Here is a 19,522-nt window from a genome sequence, read left to right as displayed (position 1 = left end):
CGGTCGACCGCGCGGGCGCGGGCGGTCAGGAGTGCCGGCGATGAGCCGCGCGCTGGACGAGGTGGCCCGATGTGCCGCCGCGGTGCTCGGCGCGGCGCAGGCCGAGCTTCCCCTGGACCGGCCGCTGCAGGAACTGGGGCTGGAGTCGTTCGCGGCGGTGCGGCTGCATCGGCGGATAGCCGAACGCACCGGCGTCGAGGTGCCGCTGGAGGCGTTCGTCGGGGCGAGTGTCGAGAGCCTCGCGCTGGAGGTCGAGTCGCGCCGGAACGGCATACCGGCCGACGGTCCGGCGCCGGGCGGCCCGACGCCCGACCACTCGGTGCTGGACGAGGCACCGTTGACGCCGATCCAGGCGGCGTACTGGGTGGGACGCGAACCGGATCTGCCGCTGGGCGGGGTGGCGACCTTCTACTACTACGAGTTCGATCGCGCGCCGGACCGGCAGCGTGAGCACGACCCGATCGCGGAGGTGGCGCGGCTGGAGGCGGCCTGGAACCGCCTGGTCGACCATCACCCGATGCTGCGTGCGGTCGTCGGGGACGACGGCTGGCAGCGGGTGCTGGCGCCGGGCAGGCGGTACCGGATCGGCGTCACCGACCTCCGCGCCGCCGCACCCGACGAGGTCGCGACGACGCTGGAGTCGCTGCGACGGGAGCGGTCGCACCAGGTCCGCGACAGCCGCGAATGGCCGCTGTACGACCGGCACGCCGCCGTGCTGCCCGAGGGCACGCTCCGGCTGTTCGTCGGCTTCGACATCCTCGTGCTGGATATGGTCAGCTGGATCCTGCTGATGCGGCAGTGGGGTGAGCTGGTCGCCGACCACGATGCCCCGCTACCTGAGCCGAAGGCGGTGTTCCTCGACCTGGTCCGTCGCCGTGTCGAGGCGCCGGCGAGGGAGCGCCACGAGCGGGACCGGGCCTACTGGCGGGAGCGGCTGCGGAACCTGCCGCCCGCCCCGGACCTGCCGCAGCTGCGCCGAACTCAGGACGTGCGCCGGCCCCGGTTCCGCCGGCACGCCGGCCGGCTGGGCGCGGCGGACTGGCGTGAGCTGCGTGAGCGTGCCGCGAGTCGCGGCCTGAGCCCGACCGGTGTCCTGCTCGCGGCGTACGCGCTGACGCTGAGCCGGTGGGGGGCGGGGACCGAGTTCTGCCTCAACGCGACCCTGTTCGACCGGTCGGACGAGGTCGGCGAGGATGCGGGCGTGGTGGGCGACTTCAGCACCACCTTGCTGGTGGCCCTCCCGGCGGTGGATCTCGTCGGCTGGAAGGGTTTCGCGGCGTTCGCGGCGGCGGTGAACGGCCGCTTCTGGGCCGATCTGGAGCACCGGTCGTTCTCCGGGGTGGAGGTGCAGCGGGAGCTGGCGCGGCGGGAGGCGGCAGGTTCCGCGGCCGGCGGCGCGGACGGGGCCTCCGTCGTCCGATATCCCTACGTCTTCACCAGCGGTGTGGGCCTCGGCCAGGCGGACGGCGCGGCGACGGCGTGGCTGGGGGAGGAGGTGTACGGGGTCTCCCAGACACCGCAGGTGCTGCTCGACCACATCGTGTGGGACGAGGGCGGTGAGCTTCGGTTCGCGTGGGACGCGGTCGAGGGCGTCTTCCCCGACGGGCTGATCGACGGCATGCTCGATGCGCATCTGCGCCTGCTGCGCCGGCTCGCGGGCGACGAGAGCGCGTGGGACCGGGTCGACCTCGGCTGGGATCCGACGTTCCGGCTGCCCGAACCACCGCCGCCGGCGCTGCCCGGCGGCCCCTTGCTCGACCAGCCCCAGCGGCGGGTCGCCGTCGAGCATCCCGACGGCCCGGCCGTGCTCGGCCCCGACGGGCGCATCACCCACGACGACCTGGTGGCCCGCGCGGATGCGCTCGGCGCCGCGTTGACCGCCGCCGGCGTCCGGCCCGGCGCACGAGTGGTGGTCGCGCTGCCGAAGTCGCCTGCGCAGATCGTCGCGGCGTACGGCGTGCTCGCGGCGGGAGCGGCGTTCGTGCCGGTCGAACCCGACTGGCCCCTACCGCGGATCGCCTCGGTGTGCCGGCGCGCGGAGATCGAGCTCGCGGTCGTCGCCGAGAACCGACCCGTCGACCTGCCGGACCACGTGGTGCGGCTGCCGGTAGATGCGCACGGGCGACCGGCGCACGGTCCTGGGAGCCGTCAGGAGCCCGACGATCGGCGGCCGGGGCCGGACGGCCTGGCGTACGTCATCTTCACCTCGGGATCCTCGGGCGAGCCGAAGGGCGTCGCGATCGAACACCGGGCCGCCCGCACCACGATCGACGACATCGACGACAGGTTCGGCGTCGGCCCGGACGACCGGGTGCTCGCGCTGTCCGCACTGAGCTTCGACCTGTCGATCTACGACCTCTTCGGCGTGCTCGGCGTCGGCGGCGCGCTCGTCCTTCCCGCCGTGGAACGGCAACGCGACCCCGGCCACTGGTGCGAGCTCATCGCCGCCCACGAGGTGACGGTGTGGAACACCGCGCCGGCGGTGCTGGAGATGCTCGTGGAGTACGCCGAGGCTGACGCCGAGGCGGCGTCCCGGCTGGGCAGCCTTCGGCTGGTGCTGCTGTCCGGCGACTGGATCCCGGTCACCCTGCCGGGCCGCCTGCGCGCGCTCGCACCGCGCGCACGGGTGATCAGCCTCGGCGGCGCGACCGAGGCGTCGATCTGGTCGATCCACCACCCGATCGGCGAGGTCGAGCCGGACTGGGCGAGCATCCCGTACGGCCGCCCGCTGCGCGGCCAGTTCTTCCACGTGCTCGACGCCGCGGGCCGACCGTGCCCCGTCGGCGAGACCGGCGAGCTGTTCATCGCCGGCCACGGGTTGGCTCGGGAGTACGTGGGCGACCCGCGGCAGACCGCGGAACGGTTCGCGACGCACCCCGCCCTCGGGGTGCGCCTCTACCGCACCGGGGACCTCGGCCGCTGGCAGCCGACCGGCACCATCGAGTTCCTCGGGCGCGCCGACCGGCAGGTCAAGATCCGCGGTCACCGTATCGAGCTCGGCGAGATCGAGTCCGTCGTCAACCGGCTGCCGGGGGTGCGGCAGTGCGTGGCCGCGGCGGTGCCCGGTGCCGACGGCCGGCCGCGGCTAGTTGGTTACGTCGTCGGGCACGCCTTCCCCGGAAACGCCGACGAGCCCCGCGTGCCCGCTCCGGCCGACCTCTCCGCGGCGGTTGCCGCCCAGTTGCCGGCCTACATGGTCCCGAGCCGATGGGTCACGCTCGACGAGCTCCCGCTGTCGGCCAACGGCAAGGTCGACCCGTCGCAACTGCCCAACCCGTTCCGTCCAGCAACCGGCGCCGGGCCGGTTCCGGTTCCGGCGCCCGAGCCCGGCGGCGGGTCGGAGCTGGTGGAGGTGCACCGGGACGGGCCCGCCGCAACCGCTGTCGGGCCCGCGCACGAGGCGGCGGATGGATCCTGGCTAGTGCGTGCGGCCGCGGACGCCGATCGGCGCGGGCTGGACCTCGCGATCCGGATCCGTCCCGGTCGACTGTCGGCGGCCGACACGCTGACCGCGGCGGGCCGGTGGGTGCGCGAGCTGGAGGCGACGGTCGCCGCGGCCGGTCTCGAGGTGGCCGGGCGGCTCGTCGCAGGCCCCGTCGAGGACGGACTCGTCGAACTGCACCTGAGTGGTGGGCCGGGCGAGACACCGGACGCGGCGGCGAACACCGCCGTGCCGGCCGGCCGTCGGGCCGGCGCCGACCGGGTGGTCGTGCCGCACGAGCTGGAACGCCGGGTGGCGGAGGTGTTCGCGGACGTGCTGGGCAGCGAGGTGCCGGCCACGACGCCGTTCGGCGACCTCGGCGCGACCTCGCTGTCGATGGTCGTCGCACACCGCCGGTTCCGGGAGCTGGCGCCGGACCTGACGCTGCTTGACCTCTTCGCGCAGCCGACCGTGCGCGCACTGACCGCCCGCATCGCCGCGCTCACCCCGGCACAGCCCGGCCCCGTCGTCGTGCCCGAACCGGCGCGCGCGCCCGCTCCGGCGCCGGCCACCACCGCGCCGCCGGACGGGAACGACCGGGTGCACGTGGTGCCCGACCTCGCCCACGCCGCGGTCCGCGGTCGCCGGCGCGCCCACCACCTGCGCCGCGCCCTCGGTCGACCCCAGGGGACACCGGATGACCGTGCCTGACACCCTCCGCGACGCGGTCGCCCGCATCCGGTCCGCCCTGCTCGCCCGCCCGGCGACGCAGCGGTTCGACGCGCGCGCCGAGCTGGTGGGCGGCACCGAGGTCACGGTGCGCACGGGCGACCGCACGTTCACGGTCGACGAGCCGCGCGCCGCCGGCGGGACCGACAAGGGCCCCAATCCGATCGAGCTCGCCCTGGCCGCGCTCGGCAGCTGCCAGTTGATCACCTGCCAGCTGCACGCCGCCCGGCTCGGCGTCCGGCTGGAGTCCCTGCGGGTGCTGGTCGAGGCCGATCTCGAGATGCGCCCAGTGTTCGGGATCGACACGCCGCGCGCGCCCGTCGGGAACGGCGCGCCGCGGCCGACCCGCCCGGCCGAGGCCATCCGGCTGCGCGTCGAGCTCGCCGGACCCGAACCGCGGGAGCGGTACGAGGAGCTGCACCGGCTGGTCGAGAACTCCTGTCCCGTGCTCGCGATGACCCGCGGCACCGTCCCCGTCCTCGCCGAACTGGTGGTGAACCCGTGACCGTCGATCCGACCGCAACCGCCGATCTGCCGCCCCGTGCCGATGAGCGCAGTGCCGATGAGCGCAGCGCCGACGACGCCGCGGTCGCAGTCGTCGGTATGGCGGTCCGGTTCCCCGGGGCACCGGACCTCGATGCGTTCTGGGCGCTCCTGCGCGACGGGCGCGAGGGGCTGACCCGCCTCACCGACGAGGAGCTGGTCGCGCGCGGCGTACCCGCGGAGCTGCGCAACCATCCGCGCTACGTACCCGTCGCGGGACTGATCGACGGGCAGGACGAGTTCGACCCGGCCCCGTTCGGGCTGACCGACGCCGACGCGGCGCTGCTCGACCCGCAGCAACGGCTCTTCCTCCAGGCCGGGTGGCAGGCGTTCGAGGACGCGGGCCACGGCGGGGCCCATGACCTCGGCCAGGTCGGGGTGTTCGCCGGTGCCGCGCCGAGCGCGTACCTCGCGCTCAACCTGGCCGACCGCTACGACCCGAGCGGTGGCGGGCCGGATCCGATGGGCAGCCTACAGGCGGCGATGGGCGGCGTGGCGGACTACCTCCCGCTGCAGCTGGCGTACCGGATGAACCTCACCGGTCCCGCGATCGGCGTCCAGACCACCTGCTCCACCTCCCTGGTCGCGGTGCACCTCGCCGCGCAGTCGCTGCTCGTCGGCGAGTGCGACGCGGCACTCGCAGGCGGGGTGTCGCTGATCGTCCCGCAGGGACTCGGCTACCTCCACGTGCCGGACGGCATCTTCTCCGCCGACGGCACCACCCGGTCGTTCGGCGCCGGCGCCTCCGGGATCGTCTACACCCAGGGGGTCGGCGTCGTCCTGCTCCGCCGGTTGGCGGACGCGCTCGCCGACGGCGACCCGATCCGCGCGGTGATCCGCGGCAGCGCGGTCAACAACGACGGCGCAGGCAAGGTCGGCTTCACCGCGCCGTCGCCGGCCGGGCAGGCACGCGCGATCGCCGAGGCACTTGCCGCTGCCGGCGTCACGCCGCACGACATCGCCCTGATCGAGGCGCACGGCACCGCGACCGCACTCGGCGACCGGATCGAGCTGGCCGCGCTCGACGCGGTGTTCGGCCGTGCCGACGCGCCCTGGTGCGCTCTCGGTTCGGTGAAGAGCAACATCGGGCACGCCAACTCCGCGGCCGGCATTGCCGCGTTGATCAAGACCGTGCTCGCCCTCGAGCACGGGATGCAGCCGGCCACTCTGCACGCCGACCCGCCCGCGCCCGAGCTCGGCCTCGACGGGAGCGCGTTCGACGTGGTGCCCCGGACCCGGCCGTGGCCGACGCGCGGCGGCACCCGGCTGGCGGGGGTGAGCTCGTTCGGGATCGGGGGGACCAACTGCCACGTGGTGGTGGAGCAGGCGCCTGCTCCGGTCGGGGCACCGGCGCCGGACCCGCGCCCGCAACTGGTCATGGTGTCGGCCGCGACCGAGGACGCCTGCCGGGCCGGCGCCGACCGCCTGGCACCAGCGCTGTCCGCGCCCGAGGCGCCGATGCTCGCCGATGCGGCGTCCACCCTCCACCGCGGCCGGCGCGCCCTGCCGCACCGGGCCGCGGTCGTCGCAGCGGACGGAAGGGAAGCTGCCGACCTGCTGGCGAACGTCACCGTCCAGCGCGCGCCGGACCGTCCGCCGCGGCTGGTGGTGGCGTTCCCGGGGGCGGGCGCGCAGTACGCCGGGATGGGCGCCGGGCTCTACGCCGACGAGCCGGTGTTCGCCGCCGCGATCGACGAGTGCGCCGCGGTGTTCGAACCGCTGCTCGGCCTCGACATCCGCGAGATCGTGACGGCCTCGCCCGCGGACGGGAGGGCGCGCGGGCTGGCCGCCGACGTGCGCTACGGCCAACCGGCCCTGTTCGCCGTCTCGCTCGCGACCGCCCGCCTGCTCGAGACGGTCGGCGTGCGTCCCGACGTGCTCGTGGGGCACAGCCTCGGCGAGTACGCCGCGGCCGTCACCGCGGGCGCGCTCGACCTGACCGCGGCGGCACGCCTGGTCGCCGTCCGCTCGCTCGGGATCGCCGAGGCGGCACCGGGCGGAATGCTGGCCGTACCCCTCGGCGGTGACGAGATGGCGACGCGGCTGGCGCGGCATCCCGAGCTGGACCTGGCCGCGCTCAACGCGCCCGCCGCCACCGTCGTGTCCGGGCCAGCGGCCGCGATCGAGGCGCTGGAGGCGGAGCTCGCCGCCGAGGGCGTCGCGGCGCGGCGGCTCGCCGTCGCGGTGGCGCTGCACTCCCGAGCGGTCGAGCCGGTCGCGGACCGGCTCCGCGCCGCCGCGCGCGGGCTCGTCCCGCGCCGGCTGCGCGTGCCCGTGATCAGCACGCTCACCGGTGCGTCCGTGTCGGGCGCGGAGCTCGCCGATCCCGCGCACTGGGCACGGCACCTGCCGGAGCCGGTGCGGTACGCCGACGCGGTCGCCGCGGCGGTCGGGGACGGGCCGGCGGTGCTCGTCCAGGCCGGACCGGGCACGGCGCTCGCGCTCCTCGCGAGCCGCGGCGGGCTGGCCGGGCTCTCCGGCGCGATCGGCCTCCTTCCCGGTGCGGACGACGCGACCCCGGACCGCGTGGCGCTGCTCGACGGGCTCGGGTGGTTGTGGCAGCGCGGGATCGAGCTGGACCCGGGCGCGCTGCACCGGCCGGGACGGCGCCGGGTCCGGCTGCCCGGCTACGCGTTCCGGAACCGGCGGCTGTGGATCGACCCTCCCGCGACGCAGGCCCCGGTGCGGCGCCTCGACCCGGCAAGGGAGCTCCAGGTGCCGGTCCGGCACGAGGTGCCCCGCCTCGCCGCCGTCGCCGACCGGCTGCGCGGCCGGTCCTGGTGGGTGGTCGGCGAAGGGGAGCACAACAAGTCCCTCACGGAAACCGTTGCCGCGGCGTTCCGCGCCGCCGGCGCGGTGGTCGAGCGGCACGCCGCCGCGGACCTCCCCGCGACCGCGTGCCCCGACGGGCTCGTCTGGCTCGTCGGCGGTCACGGTGGTGAGGACGGGCCAGGCGTGGACGGCGGCGACGCGGCGCGCCTGGATGCGGCCTACGCCGATGCGGCCGCGCTGGCCGGGCGGGCCGCCGCGTGGGCGCAGCTGCCCCCGTTGCTCGCCGTCGCCAGGAGCGTCGACCGGCTTCCCGGGGACACCGCTGCCGACCCGGGAGCCGCCGCGGCATTCGCGCTCGTCCCGGTCCTGGCCGAGGAGGCGGGCCTGCCGTGGCGCAGCGTCGACCTGCCGGGCGACGACACGAGTCCGGCGCTCCTGCTCGCCGAGGCCGCCGACCTCGCCGGTGACGGGGAGAGCGGACTCGAGGTCGCGCTGCGCGGTGGGCGGCGCTGGAGCCGGACCTGGGCCAGCTGGCAGCTCGAGGACCTGCCGCGCGTCGAGATCCCCGTCGCGGTCGTGCTCGGCGGGCTCGGTCGGCTCGGGCCGCTGATCGCCGAACGCCTTGCGGCGGAGCACGGGGCGCGGGTGGTCCTCGCGTCCCGGCGCACGGCAGAGCCGGCGCGGCGGGCGATCCACGAGCTGCGCGAACGCGGGTTCGACGTCGTCGCGGCCGAGGTCGACGTCACCGACCCGGACGCGGTGCGGCGCCTGCTGGCCGAGGCCGCGGGCCCGGGTCGCCCGGTCGACCTGGTCGTGCACGCGGCCGGCGCGGTGGGTCCGGACACCGTCCGGCCACTGGTGGAGAAGGACCCGGCCGGGGCGAACACCACCGCCAAGGTGACCGGCACCCGCGCGCTGCACACCGCGATCGAGGGGCTGGAGCACCCGCCCCGGCTGGTGCTGCTCGCCTCGTCGGTAGCGGCGACGCTCGGCGGGGTCGGGCTGGCGGAGTACGCCGCCGCCAACCGCTACCTGGACGCCTGGGCGGACGAACGCGCCGCGGACGCACCCGAGGGCACCCGGTGGCTCGCGGTCGAGTGGGACACCTGGGCCGGCGACAGCCGCGCGGGCCTCGGTTCCGGTGCCGCCGCCCGCTCCGAGCTGCCGACCGAGACCGCGCTCGCCGCCCTGGACCGGCTCGTCGCACTGGACGTCACCGGGCGCACGCCACCGGTCGTCGCCGTGTCGTCGCGCGACCTCGCCGATCGCAGTCTTCAGCCGACTCCCGGGCCTGAGGCGTGCGCCGCCGTGCCAGTCGAGACGTCCGATGCAGCGTTCGTGACCGCGGCGCAGCAGCGGGTGGCCGCGCTGTGGTCGGAACTCCTCGGCTGCCCCGTCACCGCTCCGGACGCGGACTTCTTCGCGCTCGGCGGCCACTCGCTGCTGGCGACGCGGATGCTGGTCCGGCTGCGCGACGAGGCCGGCGCCGATCTGCGGTTGCGCGACCTCGTCGCCGACCCGACGGTTGCGGGCGTCGCCGCGCGCCTTCCCGAGACCGCCGGCCATCTTGCCGCCCCGAGCCGAGCCGACTCCACGGAACCGACCGGAGGGACGGATCCGGGGGAGCCGTTCCCGCTCACCCGGGTGCAGCACGCGTACTGGGTCGGCCGGACCGGAGCGTTCGGGCTGGGCGAGGTGGCCTGCCACTTCTACCTGGAGTACGACTGCACCGACCTGGACCTGGATCGTTACGAGCGGGCCTGGCAGGCGACGATCGCGCGGCACCCGATGCTGCGCGCCGTCGTCACCGAGGACGGCCGCAACCAGCTGCTGGCCGAGGTGCCGGCGTACCGCGTGCGTCGCCACGACCTCACCGCGCTCCCGGTCGACGAGGCCGAGGAACGGCTGGCCAACCTCCGCCGCACCCTGTCGCACAGGGTGCCCCGGCCGGACCGATGGCCGCTGTTCGACGTGCGCGCTGCGCTGCTGCCCGACGGGCGGACCCGGCTGTTCGTGGGCGTCGACGCACTGATCTGCGACACGGCGAGTTACTTCCTGATCGACGCGGAACTGCACCGCCGGTACGCCGATCCCGACGCGGCCCTGCCGGCGTTGCGGACGACGTTCGCCGACCACGTCGCCGACCTGGAAAGGCGGCGGAACGGACCCGACTACGAGCGGGCGGTGGCGTACTGGCGCGCCCGCCTGCACACCCTCCCGGGCCCGCCGTCGCTGCCGGTCCGCGAACGAGCCCAGGCGCGGCCGTGGTTCGGGCGGCGCCGCGCCGAGCTGGACCCGCGGCAGTGGAAGGCGCTCCAGGAGGCCGCGGCCCGCCACCGCGTGACCCCGTCGGCGGTACTGCTGACCGCCTACGCCGACCTGCTCGCCGCGTGGTCGGGCGACGACCACTTCTGCGTGACGGTGACGCTGTTCGACCGGCCGGGCGGGCTGCCCGACATCGACCAGGTGGTCGGCGACTTCACCACGTTGCTGCTGCACGAGGTCGACCGGGATGCCGGGCAGTCGTTCGCCGATCGGGCCGCGGCCACGCAGCGGCGGATGTTCGACGACCTCGACCACCGCGACTACTCGGCGCTGGAGGTGCTGGCGGCGAGGACCGCGGCGACCGGGGAGCGGCACACCGCGCCCGTGGTGTTCACCAGCGCGCTCGGCATCGACCAGGTCACCGGTGCCGAGCCCGACCTCGAATGGGCCGGCCGCGTCGTGCACGGGGTCAGCCAGACGCCGCAGGTGTGGCTCGACCACCAGGTCTACGTCCAGGGCGGGGCCCTCCAGCTGCAGTGGGACGTGCTGGAGACGGCGATCGCGCCGGAAGCGGCCGACGAGGCGTTCGCCGCGTACGTGAACTGGCTGCGCCGGCTCGCGGACGCCGCGGAGACCGGTGAACCAGCCGCCGCGGACGACCTGTGGCGCGATCCGAACGCCGGGCCGCAGCTGACCGGCGAGGGCGTCGACTCCGTCGCGGCTCGGCTCGCATCGATCTGGGCGGAAGTGCTCGACGTCCCGGCGGAGCGAATCGCGCCCGACGCGACGTTCGTCTCGCTCGGCGGCGACTCGGTGCTCGCCGTCCGCATGGCCGCCGTGGTGCGGGACCGGCTCGGAATCGCGGTCCCCGTCGCCGAGCTGATCGGGGACCGGCCACTGTCCGCGCTGGCCGGGCAGATCGCCGATCGGCTCACCGCGCAGAACCGCATGCGGCCCGTCGCGCGTGAGCTGGTGCGGCGCACCGACCGGGGTGCCCCGTTCCCGCTGACGCCGCTGCAGCAGGCGTACTGGGTCGGCCAGCAGGGCGCGTGGGCGCTCAGCTACGACTCGGCCTACCTCTACGTGGACTTCCGGCTCGCCGGCCCCGGCATCGAGGCCGCCGACGTGCGCGCCGCGGTCCGCCGGCTGGTGGACCGCCAGCCGATGCTGCGCGCAACCTTCCTGCCCGACGGCACCCAGCTGGTGCTCGACGCCACCGATCCGGCGCTGGCCGAGGTGCCGGTCACCGAGGTCGACCTGCGGGGGACAGCGGAACACGAGGTGGCGGGCGAGGTGGCGCGGATCCGGGCGGAGCTGCAACGCACCGGGCCCGGCGCGCCGCCATGGCCGTTCGCGGTGACCGCGTGCCGGCTGCCCGGCGACGAGCTCCACCTCCACGTCGTGTGCAGCCTGCTCGTCGCCGACGGCTGGTCGTTCCAGCTCATGTTCACCGAGCTGTTCACCTATCTGGACGAACCGAACGCGCAGCTGCCGCCGCTCACCGCCGGCTTCGACGACTACGTCGAGACGATCACCCGCCAACGGACCTCGCCCGAATGGCTCGCGCAGCGCGACTGGTGGCAGGCCCGGCTCGACGAGCTCCCGCCGGCGCCGGCGCTGCCGCTCGCGAGATCACTGGACGAGGCGCGGCCGGAGGCGATGACGCGGCGCGGACGGCGGGTCGACGCGGCCGCGATGGCGACGCTGCGGCAGCGGTGCACCGAGCACGGCGTCACGCCGTCTGCGGTGTTCGCGACCTGTTACGCCGCGGCGCTGGCGCGGCTGGCCGGCCACCACCGGTTCCTGCTCAACGTGCTCTACCTCAACCGGCTCCAGCTGCCGGCCGACCTGGACCACGTGATCGGCCCCTATGCCGCCACCGTCCTGCTCGACGTCGACCTGCCGCCGGGCTCGGCGTTCGTCGACGCCTGCCGGCGGCTGCAGGACGAGCTCGCCCACGTGCTCGACCACGGGATGGTGACCGGCGTCGAGGTCGCGCGGGAGCTGTCCCGCCGGCGCGGCGACCACGGACCGCAGGCGCCCGTGGTGTTCCACAGCACCCTCGGCCTGCGCCCACCGATGTCCACGCCGAGCGAGGTCGAGGTCCGCGACTTCTTCCAGCGCGTCCGCACCCCGCAGGTCGCGCTCGACCTCCAGGTCTTCGAGTGGGACTGGGACGACGACGCGGTCGTCAACCTCGACGCGGTGGGGGAGCTGTTCGAGGCGGAGGCGCTGGACCGGCTGTTCGCCGAGATCGGGGAGGCGGTGGACGCGCTGGTCGCCGATCCCGCCGCGTGGACCGCGCCCGTCGAGCTGCCCGGGCGGGGGCTGCCGGCGGGCTGGGCCGGCGGATCGGACGATCGGCGGGGCCTGCCGGGGAACGCCGAACCCGGCGCACCGGAGACCCCGACCGAGCGCCGCCTCGCCGCGCTGTGGGCCGGCCTGCTCGGGCTCGCGCCGGACGGCGTCGATCGGGCGGCGGACTTCTTCGAGCTCGGCGGCGACTCGGTGCTCGCGATCCGGATGCTCGGGCAGCTACGCCGGGAGTGGGATCCGGACCGCGAGGTCGTGGTGCCCCCGCGGGAGTTCCTGCGCCGACCCACGGTCGCCGCCCTGGCGGCCGTGCTGGACGGTGGAACCGGAGCGGATCTCGCGCCCTCCACGAGCGGGGTGGCGCGCGGCGCCGCCGACACCAGCGACCTCGTGGTTCGCCTGCGGGACGGGTCCGGCGGGCCGCTGTACCTGCTCCCGCCGACCGGTGGCGATGTGCTCTGCTACGCCGAGCTCGCCCGCGTCCTCGACACCCGCCGCCCGGTCGTCGGCCTCCAGGACCCCGGCCTCGCCGGGTGGCCGATCGCGCCCGACACCGTTCCGGATCTGGCCCGCGCCTACGCCGACGCCATCCGCGCCGACCAACCCGTCGGCCCCTACCTGCTCGGGGGCTGGTCGATGGGCGGCATCCTGGCCCAGGAGGTCGCCCGAGTCCTCCGCGCCGACGGCGCCGACGTCCACCTGTTGACACTGATCGACTCCAACGTGGCCGACCCGATCGTGGACGCTCCGGACGCGCAGTTCTGGGCGAGATACCTCGGGTCGCTGGAGGCGTTCCTCGACCTGGACCTCGGCGGTACGGCCTTCACCGACGGGCTCGCAAGGCTGGACGAGGGAACGCGGCGGGCGCGAGTCGCCGAGCGGCTGGTCGAGGCCGGGCTGCAGCGGGCCCCGGACGACCCCGTGTTCGCGCTGCGCGTGGACGCGTTCCGCCGGCACATGCGCGCGCTGGCCGGGCACCGCACACAGCCACTCGACCTCGGCGGCGGCGAGCTGCTCCTGGTGCGAGCGGACCGATCGGCGCCGCGGAACTCCGGCGTCGGCATGGGCGTGGACGACGGCGCCGAGCGGCCTGACCTCGGCTGGGAGCAGCACGTCCGCGGCGCGCTCACCGTGCACGGCGTGGACGACCACCACTACGCGCTGCTGCGGCCGCCCGGGGTCGAGGCCGTCGCCGCGGCGCTCGCGGCCGCGCTGGACCGGGTGGAGGCCAAGCGATGACAGCCATCGGCGAGCTCGGCGTCTACGAGCGGTACGTCGTCACCGCGGAGTTCTACGACCTGATGGCCGCGCCGTACTGGGCGCAGGTCGGGCCGTTGCTGCCCGGACTGCTCGGCGGCGTCGACACGCTCGCCGGACCCGTCGTCGACGTCGGCGCCGGCACCGGACTGTCGACGGTCGCGGTCGCCGAGGCCCTCCCGGAGGCGGAGGTTATCGCGGTGGAGCCGGCTCCGGCGATGCGGTCGGTGCTGATGTCGCGGCTGGCGGCGCGCAAGGACCTGCGCGACCGGGTCACCGTCGAGCCGGCCGACGTGTTCGGGGCGGCGCTCCCGCGGCCGTGCGCAGGCGTCGTCGCGCTCGGCGTGCTCGGGCACTTCGACGGGCCAGGGCGCGCGCGGTTGTGGCGGCTGTTCGCCGACCTGCTCGCACCCGGCGCGCCGATCGTGGTCGAGGTGCAGCAGCCACGGCGGGTGGAACCGGTGCCGGCCCGGTGCTACACGCGGGCCCGGGTGGGGCGGCGGACGTACGAGGGGTGGAGCGAGGCGATCCCGGTCGACGCGGAGCGCCTGCGGTGGCGCATGACCTATCGCAACCACCCCGCGGACGTCCGTGCCGATGCCGGCGACGGGCCGCTCGTCGAGCACGTGACCGAGCACGTCGTGTGGCCGATCGGTCCCGACGAGGCCGCGCGCGAGGCGACCGCGGCCGGGCTCGTCCCGGGGCGGGGTGCACCCGGCGCCGGCCTGCTCGTGTTCGCCGCTCCCGGATCGGGAGGCGCTCGATGACCGCGTCCTCGCCCCGGTCGGCCGGAGCGCCCGGGATCGAGGCTTCCGGCCCGCGGGCCCTCGTCGTGGTCGTGCTCGCGACCGCGCTCATCGTGATCGACACGACGATCATCGGCGTCGGGCTCGCCGACCTGCGGCGGGAGTACCCGGGCGAGCTCGACGCCGTGCAGTGGGTGATCGTGGGGTACGCCGTGACGTTCGGCGCGCTCATCCTGCCGACGGCGACGCTGTCGGACCGGCTCGGCCGGCGACGGCTGTTCCTGGCCGGGGTCGCGGCCTTCACCATCGCATCGGCCGGGTGCGCGGCCGCCTGGTCCCTGCCGGCCCTCGACGTGTTCCGGCTGGCGCAGGGCGTCGGCGCCGGGATGATCTTCGGCACCGCGGTCCCACTGGTCGCGGCGGCCTACTCGGAGGACCGCCGCCCCATGGCGCTCGCGATCTGGGCGGCCGCGGCCGGATCGTGCTCGGCGGTCGGCCCGTTCCTCGGCGGCGTGCTGGTCGAGCTGGCGGGGTGGCGGGCCGTGTTCGCGGTCAACCTGCCGCTCGGGCTGCTCGTGCTGGCCCTGGCGCCGCGATGGATGCCGGTGGTTGGTGCAGCCGCCGGTACCGCCGGGCGCTTGCGCGCGGCGGAGTGGGCGGGCGTCGTCGCCCTGACCGCCGGGTTGCTGATGGTCTTCTACGTCCTCAACGGAGCACCGCGGCAGGGCTGGACCACCGTCACCACGGTCGCCGCGGTGGGTGGGGTGGGCCTCCTCCTGCCGACCGTCCTGCTCCAGGCCCGCTCCCCCCAGCCGCTGCTCGATCTGCGGCTGCTGCGGCGGCTGCGGTTCGCCGGCGCGGCGACGCTGTCCTTCCTCACCCGGTTCACCACGATGGGGGTGCCGCTCTTCCTCGTGCTGTATCTGCAGCAGGCGCTCGGTGCGAGCCCGTTCGCGGCAGGGGTGGCGCTGGTGCCGATGTTCGCCGCGGCGTTCGGCGGTGGGCTGCTCGCCGGGCGCACGCAGGCCCGGTTCGGTGTGGCGCGGGTGGTCGGTGTCGGGTTCGCGTGCGCGGCCATAGGGGCGGCGGTCACCGCGCTGATGATCGGCCCGTCGGTACGCGTGGCGCTGGTGGCGGCACCGCTGGTGCTGTTCGGGTTCGGCTTCGGGCTGGCGTCGACGCCGCTCATCGCAGTCGCGGTCGCCGCGGTGCCGCCGGAGCGGACCGGGATGGCGTCCGGGCTCGCGAACTTCCTGATCCCGATGGGCACCGCGGCCGGCACCGCCGTGTGGGGAATGGTGTACGCCGGATCCGACGGCGCAACGGCCCCGGCGGTCGCGGCGGCGGCGTCCAGGGTGATGGCCGGCGCGGCGATCGTGAGCGCGCTCGCGGTGGCCTTGACCTGGTGGTCGTTACGGGCCCCCGCCGCAGCGCCGGATGCGTCGGCCGCCGACGGGAGGGGTCGGCGGTGAACGATGACAGGCTCCTCGCCGCGCTGCGGTCCCACCCGTGGGTGGAGTCCGCCGAGCCCGCCGACAGCGGAGTGCTCGCGGTCCGTCCCGCCGCGGCGGCGGTCGCCGTGCGACCCGCGCCCGGACCGCTGCTCCAGGACCACCTGGACAGCTGGGCCGAGGTCTACACGTTCGTGTACAGCGCCGCCCGCGACCGCCACGCCGCCGACCTCGACCTATCCGGCTGGCGCGCCTCCGACACCGGCGAGCCGTTCCCGCGCGAGCACATGCTCGAGTGGATCGGGCACGCCGTCGACCTCGTACTGCGCGGCGATCCCCGGACCGTGCTCGAGCTCGGCTGCGGCAGCGGCCTCCTCGCGCACCGCCTGGCGCCGAAGGTGGAGACCTACGTCGGAACCGACGTGGCGGACCATGCGGTGGAACGGCTTCGGGGAGAGCTGCCGGGCGCGCGGATCGTGGTGGCGGCCGCACACCAGGCCGCGGCGCCGCACGTCATGCGCGCTCTCACCCCACCCGGCGCAGCGGAGCCCGTCCGCCCCGATCGGATCGTGCTCAACAGCGTCACCGAGTGCTTCCCGAACGCGGCGTACCTGTCCGCCGTCGTCGAGGATGCGCTCGCGCTCGTCGCACCGGGCGGCACCGTGGTCGTCGGCGACGTGCGGAACCTTGCGACGTTGGGCGCGTTCGCCCGCTGGGTCGAGTCGGCACGGGACCCGTCGCTCCGCCCGGACAACCTGGACCGGCGCGCGGCGCGACGGGCGGCCGCCGAGGAGGAGCTGGTCTGCGACCCGCAGCTGTTCGCGCGGATCGGCGCCCGGTTCGCGGCCCGGCACGGCCGGCCGATGCGGGTCGTCGCGCACGCCAAGCCGTTCCGGCACGACACCGAGCTCACCCGGTACCGCTACGACGTGACGCTCACGGTCGACCCGCCGCCGGCACCCGAGGCCGATCCGGTGACGTGGTCGGCGCTGCCCGGATCGGACCGCGTGGCCGCCTGCGCGGAGGTGCTCGCGCGTTCCGGGTCGGCCTACGTCACCGGCATCCCCAACACGCTCCTCGACCCCGCCGACCCCCGGGCCGTGACACCGGGGGAGCTGGCGGCCGCGCTGCCGCCGGGCGTGAGCCTGCTGCTGGACTCCGCCGACGGGCGTCGCCTCGCCGCCGGCCGACCCGAGACCGTTCCCCAACCGCAGCTCGCCGACGCGGATGGCGAGTTGGCCAACGACCCGTTCGGCCGCTTCGTCGACCGCCGGCTGCCCGAGGAGCTGACCGACCACCTCGAACGCCTCCTGCCCGACCTGCCGGTCCCACCGCTCGTCGTCGACGGCGCGGCCGCAACCACGCCGGAAGGACCGTCGCGGTGAGGGCGGCGGTGGTGGAGCTGGCCGCCGGGCTGCGGAACGCCGGTGTCGGCGAGGTCGTCACGCCGAGCGATCCGGACTACGACGTGTGCCGTCGCGTCTGGAACGCCGCCGTCGACCGACGGCCGGCGGCGATCGCCCGCTGCCGGACCGTCGATGAGGTCGTGGCGGCGGTGACCGTCGCGCGCGATCGCGGACTGCCGATCTCGGTACGCGGCGGAGGGCACGGCATCGCCGGCCAGGCCGTCGCAGACGACGCGCTGCTGCTCGACCTCTCGCAGATGCGCGACGTGGCCGTCGACCCGCAGCGCCGCCTGGCCCGGGTCGGTCCGGGGGTGACGTGGGCGGAGCTCGATCGAGCCACCTGCGCGCACGGGCTGGCGACGACCGGAGCGGACGTGTCGTCGGTCGGCGTCATCGGGACCGCGCTCGTCGGCGGCTGCGGCTGGCTGCACCGGCGGGACGGGCTGACCTGCGACCGGGTTCGCCGCATGCAGGTCGTCACCGCCGACGCCGAGCTCCGCGAGGTGAGCGCCGACGCCGAACCCGACCTGTGGTGGGCGCTGCGCAGCGGCGGCGGGGGACTGGCCGTCGTCACGTCGGCCGAACTGGCACTGGGAGAGGTGCGCGACGTGTACGCCGGGACCGTGCTCTACCCCGCCCGGGACGCGGCGGTCGTCCTCGACGGCTACCGGCGGGTGTGCGACCAGGCCCCCGACGAGCTGTCGTTGCAGGCGGCGCTGCTGCGCTGGCCGCCCGGCGCGCCGCAGGGGCCACCGGTCGTGGCGGTGAGCGTGGCGTGGTTCGGGCCGGCCGAGCGGGCCGTCGAGGCGGTGGCGCCGGCGCGTCGGCTCGGTACAGCGGAGCTCGACCTCGTCCGGCCGCTGTCCTACGTGGAGCTGCAGGGGCAGTCGGAGCAGGCGTTCCCGGCCGGGTACGGGACGGCGACTGGCACGGAGTGGCTGCGCGAGCTGGACCACGCCACGATCGGCGCGCTCGTCGCGGCGGCGGAACGGATGCCGACGCCGGTGTCGATGATCTCCTTGCACCAGCTGGGCGGCGCGATGGGCCGGGTCGACGACGACGCAACGGCGTTCGGCGGGCGTCGGGCCGAGCAGCACCTGGCCGTGTTCTCCTGCTGGCCGCCGGGCGGGTCGCCGCGGCCGTCGCGGCGATGGGCGGCGGAGACGATCGAGTCGGTGGCGGCGAGCTCAGCGGGCGGCCCGTACCTCGCGCTGCTCGACGTGGGTGCCGGCCCGGAGCGCGTGCGCAGAGCGTTTCCGAGGGCCGCCCACGAGCGGCTGCTCGAGGTCAAGCGTCGCCACGATCCCGCCGACCTGTTCCGCTTCGGCCACGGGTTCTCCCCTGAATGGTACGCCGATGCCGGCTGACGCCCGCGCCGATCTCGACGAGGTCGCACTGTCCGGACTCGCTGCGGAGGCCGCCGCGGACGCGGTCGACCCGCCCCCGATGGAGCAGACCACCGCGGCGCGGCGCGACCTCGACCGGGTGGCGCTCGCCGCGATGGCATCGACACTGCGTGCGGCCCTGGTCGGCAGCGGGCCGACGGCGGCCCGCCGTTCCGCAGAGGAGGTCGCCGACCGGCTCGGCGCCGCACCGCGGCACCGGTGGCTGGTCCGCCGCTGGCTAGCGGCGCTGGCCTCGGAGGGGCTGCTCGACAGGAACCCCGCGGGCGCCTACGCCCGCCTCCGGCCCGTGCCCGACGCACCGTCCCTAGCCGACGCCTGCGCCGGACTCGGCTACCCCGCCGAGCTCGCCCGGTTCTTCGCCGCCGCCAACGAGCAGCTGCCACGGCTGGTCCGCGACGAGGTACTCGTCCAGGAACTCCTCTTCCCCGACGGGGGATTCACCACCGCCGAGACGGCGTACCGCCGCAACCTCGTCAACCGCTACCTCAACGCAGCCGTCCGCACCGTGCTGCAGCACACCGCCGCACGGCCACTCCGGGTCCTCGAACTCGGTGCCGGAGTCGGCGGCACCACGGTCGACGTGGTTCCCGCCCTCAACGGCACCGACGTCGACTACCTGTTCACCGACGTGTCGACGTTCTTCCTCACCGCGGCCCGCGAGCGGTTCGCCGGCCACCCGTGGATGCGGTTCGCGCTGCTCGACATGAACGCAGAGCCCTCCAGAGGGGGCCTCGCCGATGGCACGGCCTACGACGTGATCCTCGCCGCCAACGTGCTCCACAACGCCCACCACGTCGGGGACGTGCTGCGCCGGTTGCACGGCGCGGTCACCGACGGCGGCCTGCTCGTCTTCATCGAGTCGTGCCGTGAGCACCACCAGCTGCTGACCTCGATGCACTTCCTGATGTCGCCGCGACCGGGACAGCCGGCGGCCGGGGAGCGCGACCGACGCGCCGGCGAGGACCGGATCTTCCTCACCGCGGCGGAGTGGCGGACCGAGCTGCGCGCCGCCGGGCTGCGGCCGCTGTTCACACTGCCCCCGCCCGACCATCCGTTGTCGGTGCTGGAGCAGCAGCTCTTCGTTGCCCGCCGCGACCCACCCGCCACCGGCCCGAGATAGCCACGATGCGGTTGTCTGGCGCGGCAATCCGGCTGAAAGGGCGGGCCGGCCCTTGCCTTCGAAGTTCCAGACGGTGGCCTCGGGCGCGCCGTT

At 75.5% G+C, this 19,522-nt stretch carries 8 protein-coding genes; all 8 read left to right on the top strand.

Translation table 11 applies throughout. The features are described from left to right. Positions 1–40 precede the first annotated feature (40 nt). Genes FB558_RS31390 through FB558_RS44115 form a run of 8 tightly spaced genes read left to right on the top strand, consistent with a single transcriptional unit; the run spans position 41 to position 19,429 of the window. The gene (locus tag FB558_RS31390) at positions 41–4,132 is read left to right on the top strand and encodes a non-ribosomal peptide synthetase (protein WP_142059759.1); all 4,092 of its coding nucleotides are present in this window, start codon (positions 41–43) and stop codon (positions 4,130–4,132) included. Further along, positions 4,119–4,655: an OsmC family protein gene (locus FB558_RS31385; protein ID WP_142059757.1), complete on the top strand. Its 537-nt coding sequence runs from the start codon at positions 4,119–4,121 to the stop codon at positions 4,653–4,655. The genes FB558_RS31390 and FB558_RS31385 overlap by 14 nt, the downstream gene beginning before the upstream one ends. Continuing rightward, on the top strand, positions 4,652–13,282 hold the full coding sequence (locus tag FB558_RS31380; RefSeq protein WP_142059755.1) for a type I polyketide synthase: 8,631 nt from the start codon (positions 4,652–4,654) through the stop codon (positions 13,280–13,282). Before FB558_RS31385 ends, FB558_RS31380 begins: the two co-directional genes overlap by 4 nt. Then, entirely contained in the window at positions 13,279–14,067 is a 789-nt protein-coding gene (locus tag FB558_RS31375; RefSeq protein WP_142059753.1) for a class I SAM-dependent methyltransferase, read from the top strand. Before FB558_RS31380 ends, FB558_RS31375 begins: the two co-directional genes overlap by 4 nt. After that, positions 14,064–15,518, top strand: coding sequence for an MFS transporter (locus FB558_RS31370; protein WP_142059752.1), 1,455 nt, complete (start codon positions 14,064–14,066; stop codon positions 15,516–15,518). The genes FB558_RS31375 and FB558_RS31370 overlap by 4 nt, the downstream gene beginning before the upstream one ends. Continuing rightward, on the top strand, positions 15,515–16,882 hold the full coding sequence (locus FB558_RS31365) for a class I SAM-dependent methyltransferase (RefSeq protein ID WP_142059750.1): 1,368 nt from the start codon (positions 15,515–15,517) through the stop codon (positions 16,880–16,882). The genes FB558_RS31370 and FB558_RS31365 overlap by 4 nt, the downstream gene beginning before the upstream one ends. Continuing rightward, positions 16,879–18,270: an FAD-binding oxidoreductase gene (locus tag FB558_RS31360; protein WP_170231624.1), complete on the top strand. Its 1,392-nt coding sequence runs from the start codon at positions 16,879–16,881 to the stop codon at positions 18,268–18,270. The genes FB558_RS31365 and FB558_RS31360 overlap by 4 nt, the downstream gene beginning before the upstream one ends. Then, positions 18,260–19,429, top strand: coding sequence for a class I SAM-dependent methyltransferase (locus FB558_RS44115; protein ID WP_211366990.1), 1,170 nt, complete (start codon positions 18,260–18,262; stop codon positions 19,427–19,429). The genes FB558_RS31360 and FB558_RS44115 overlap by 11 nt, the downstream gene beginning before the upstream one ends. Positions 19,430–19,522 lie beyond the last annotated feature (93 nt).

The organism is Pseudonocardia kunmingensis (assembly GCF_006716445.1).
GTDB lineage: Bacteria > Actinomycetota > Actinomycetes > Mycobacteriales > Pseudonocardiaceae > Pseudonocardia > Pseudonocardia kunmingensis.
The sequence above is the reverse complement of the archived record's forward strand: the minus strand, read 5'-3'. Positions and strand labels throughout refer to the sequence as shown.

Bases quoted from the DNA above. Each gene is read 5' to 3' on its own strand.
- FB558_RS31375 (WP_142059753.1), top strand. From the start codon at position 13,279: ATGACAGCCATCGGCGAGCTCGGCGTCTACGAGCGGTACGTCGTCACC.
- FB558_RS31385 (WP_142059757.1), top strand. From the start codon at position 4,119: ATGACCGTGCCTGACACCCTCCGCGACGCGGTCGCCCGCATCCGGTCC.
- FB558_RS31370 (WP_142059752.1), top strand. From the start codon at position 14,064: ATGACCGCGTCCTCGCCCCGGTCGGCCGGAGCGCCCGGGATCGAGGCT.
- FB558_RS31390 (WP_142059759.1), top strand. From the start codon at position 41: ATGAGCCGCGCGCTGGACGAGGTGGCCCGATGTGCCGCCGCGGTGCTC.
- FB558_RS44115 (WP_211366990.1), top strand. From the start codon at position 18,260: ATGCCGGCTGACGCCCGCGCCGATCTCGACGAGGTCGCACTGTCCGGA.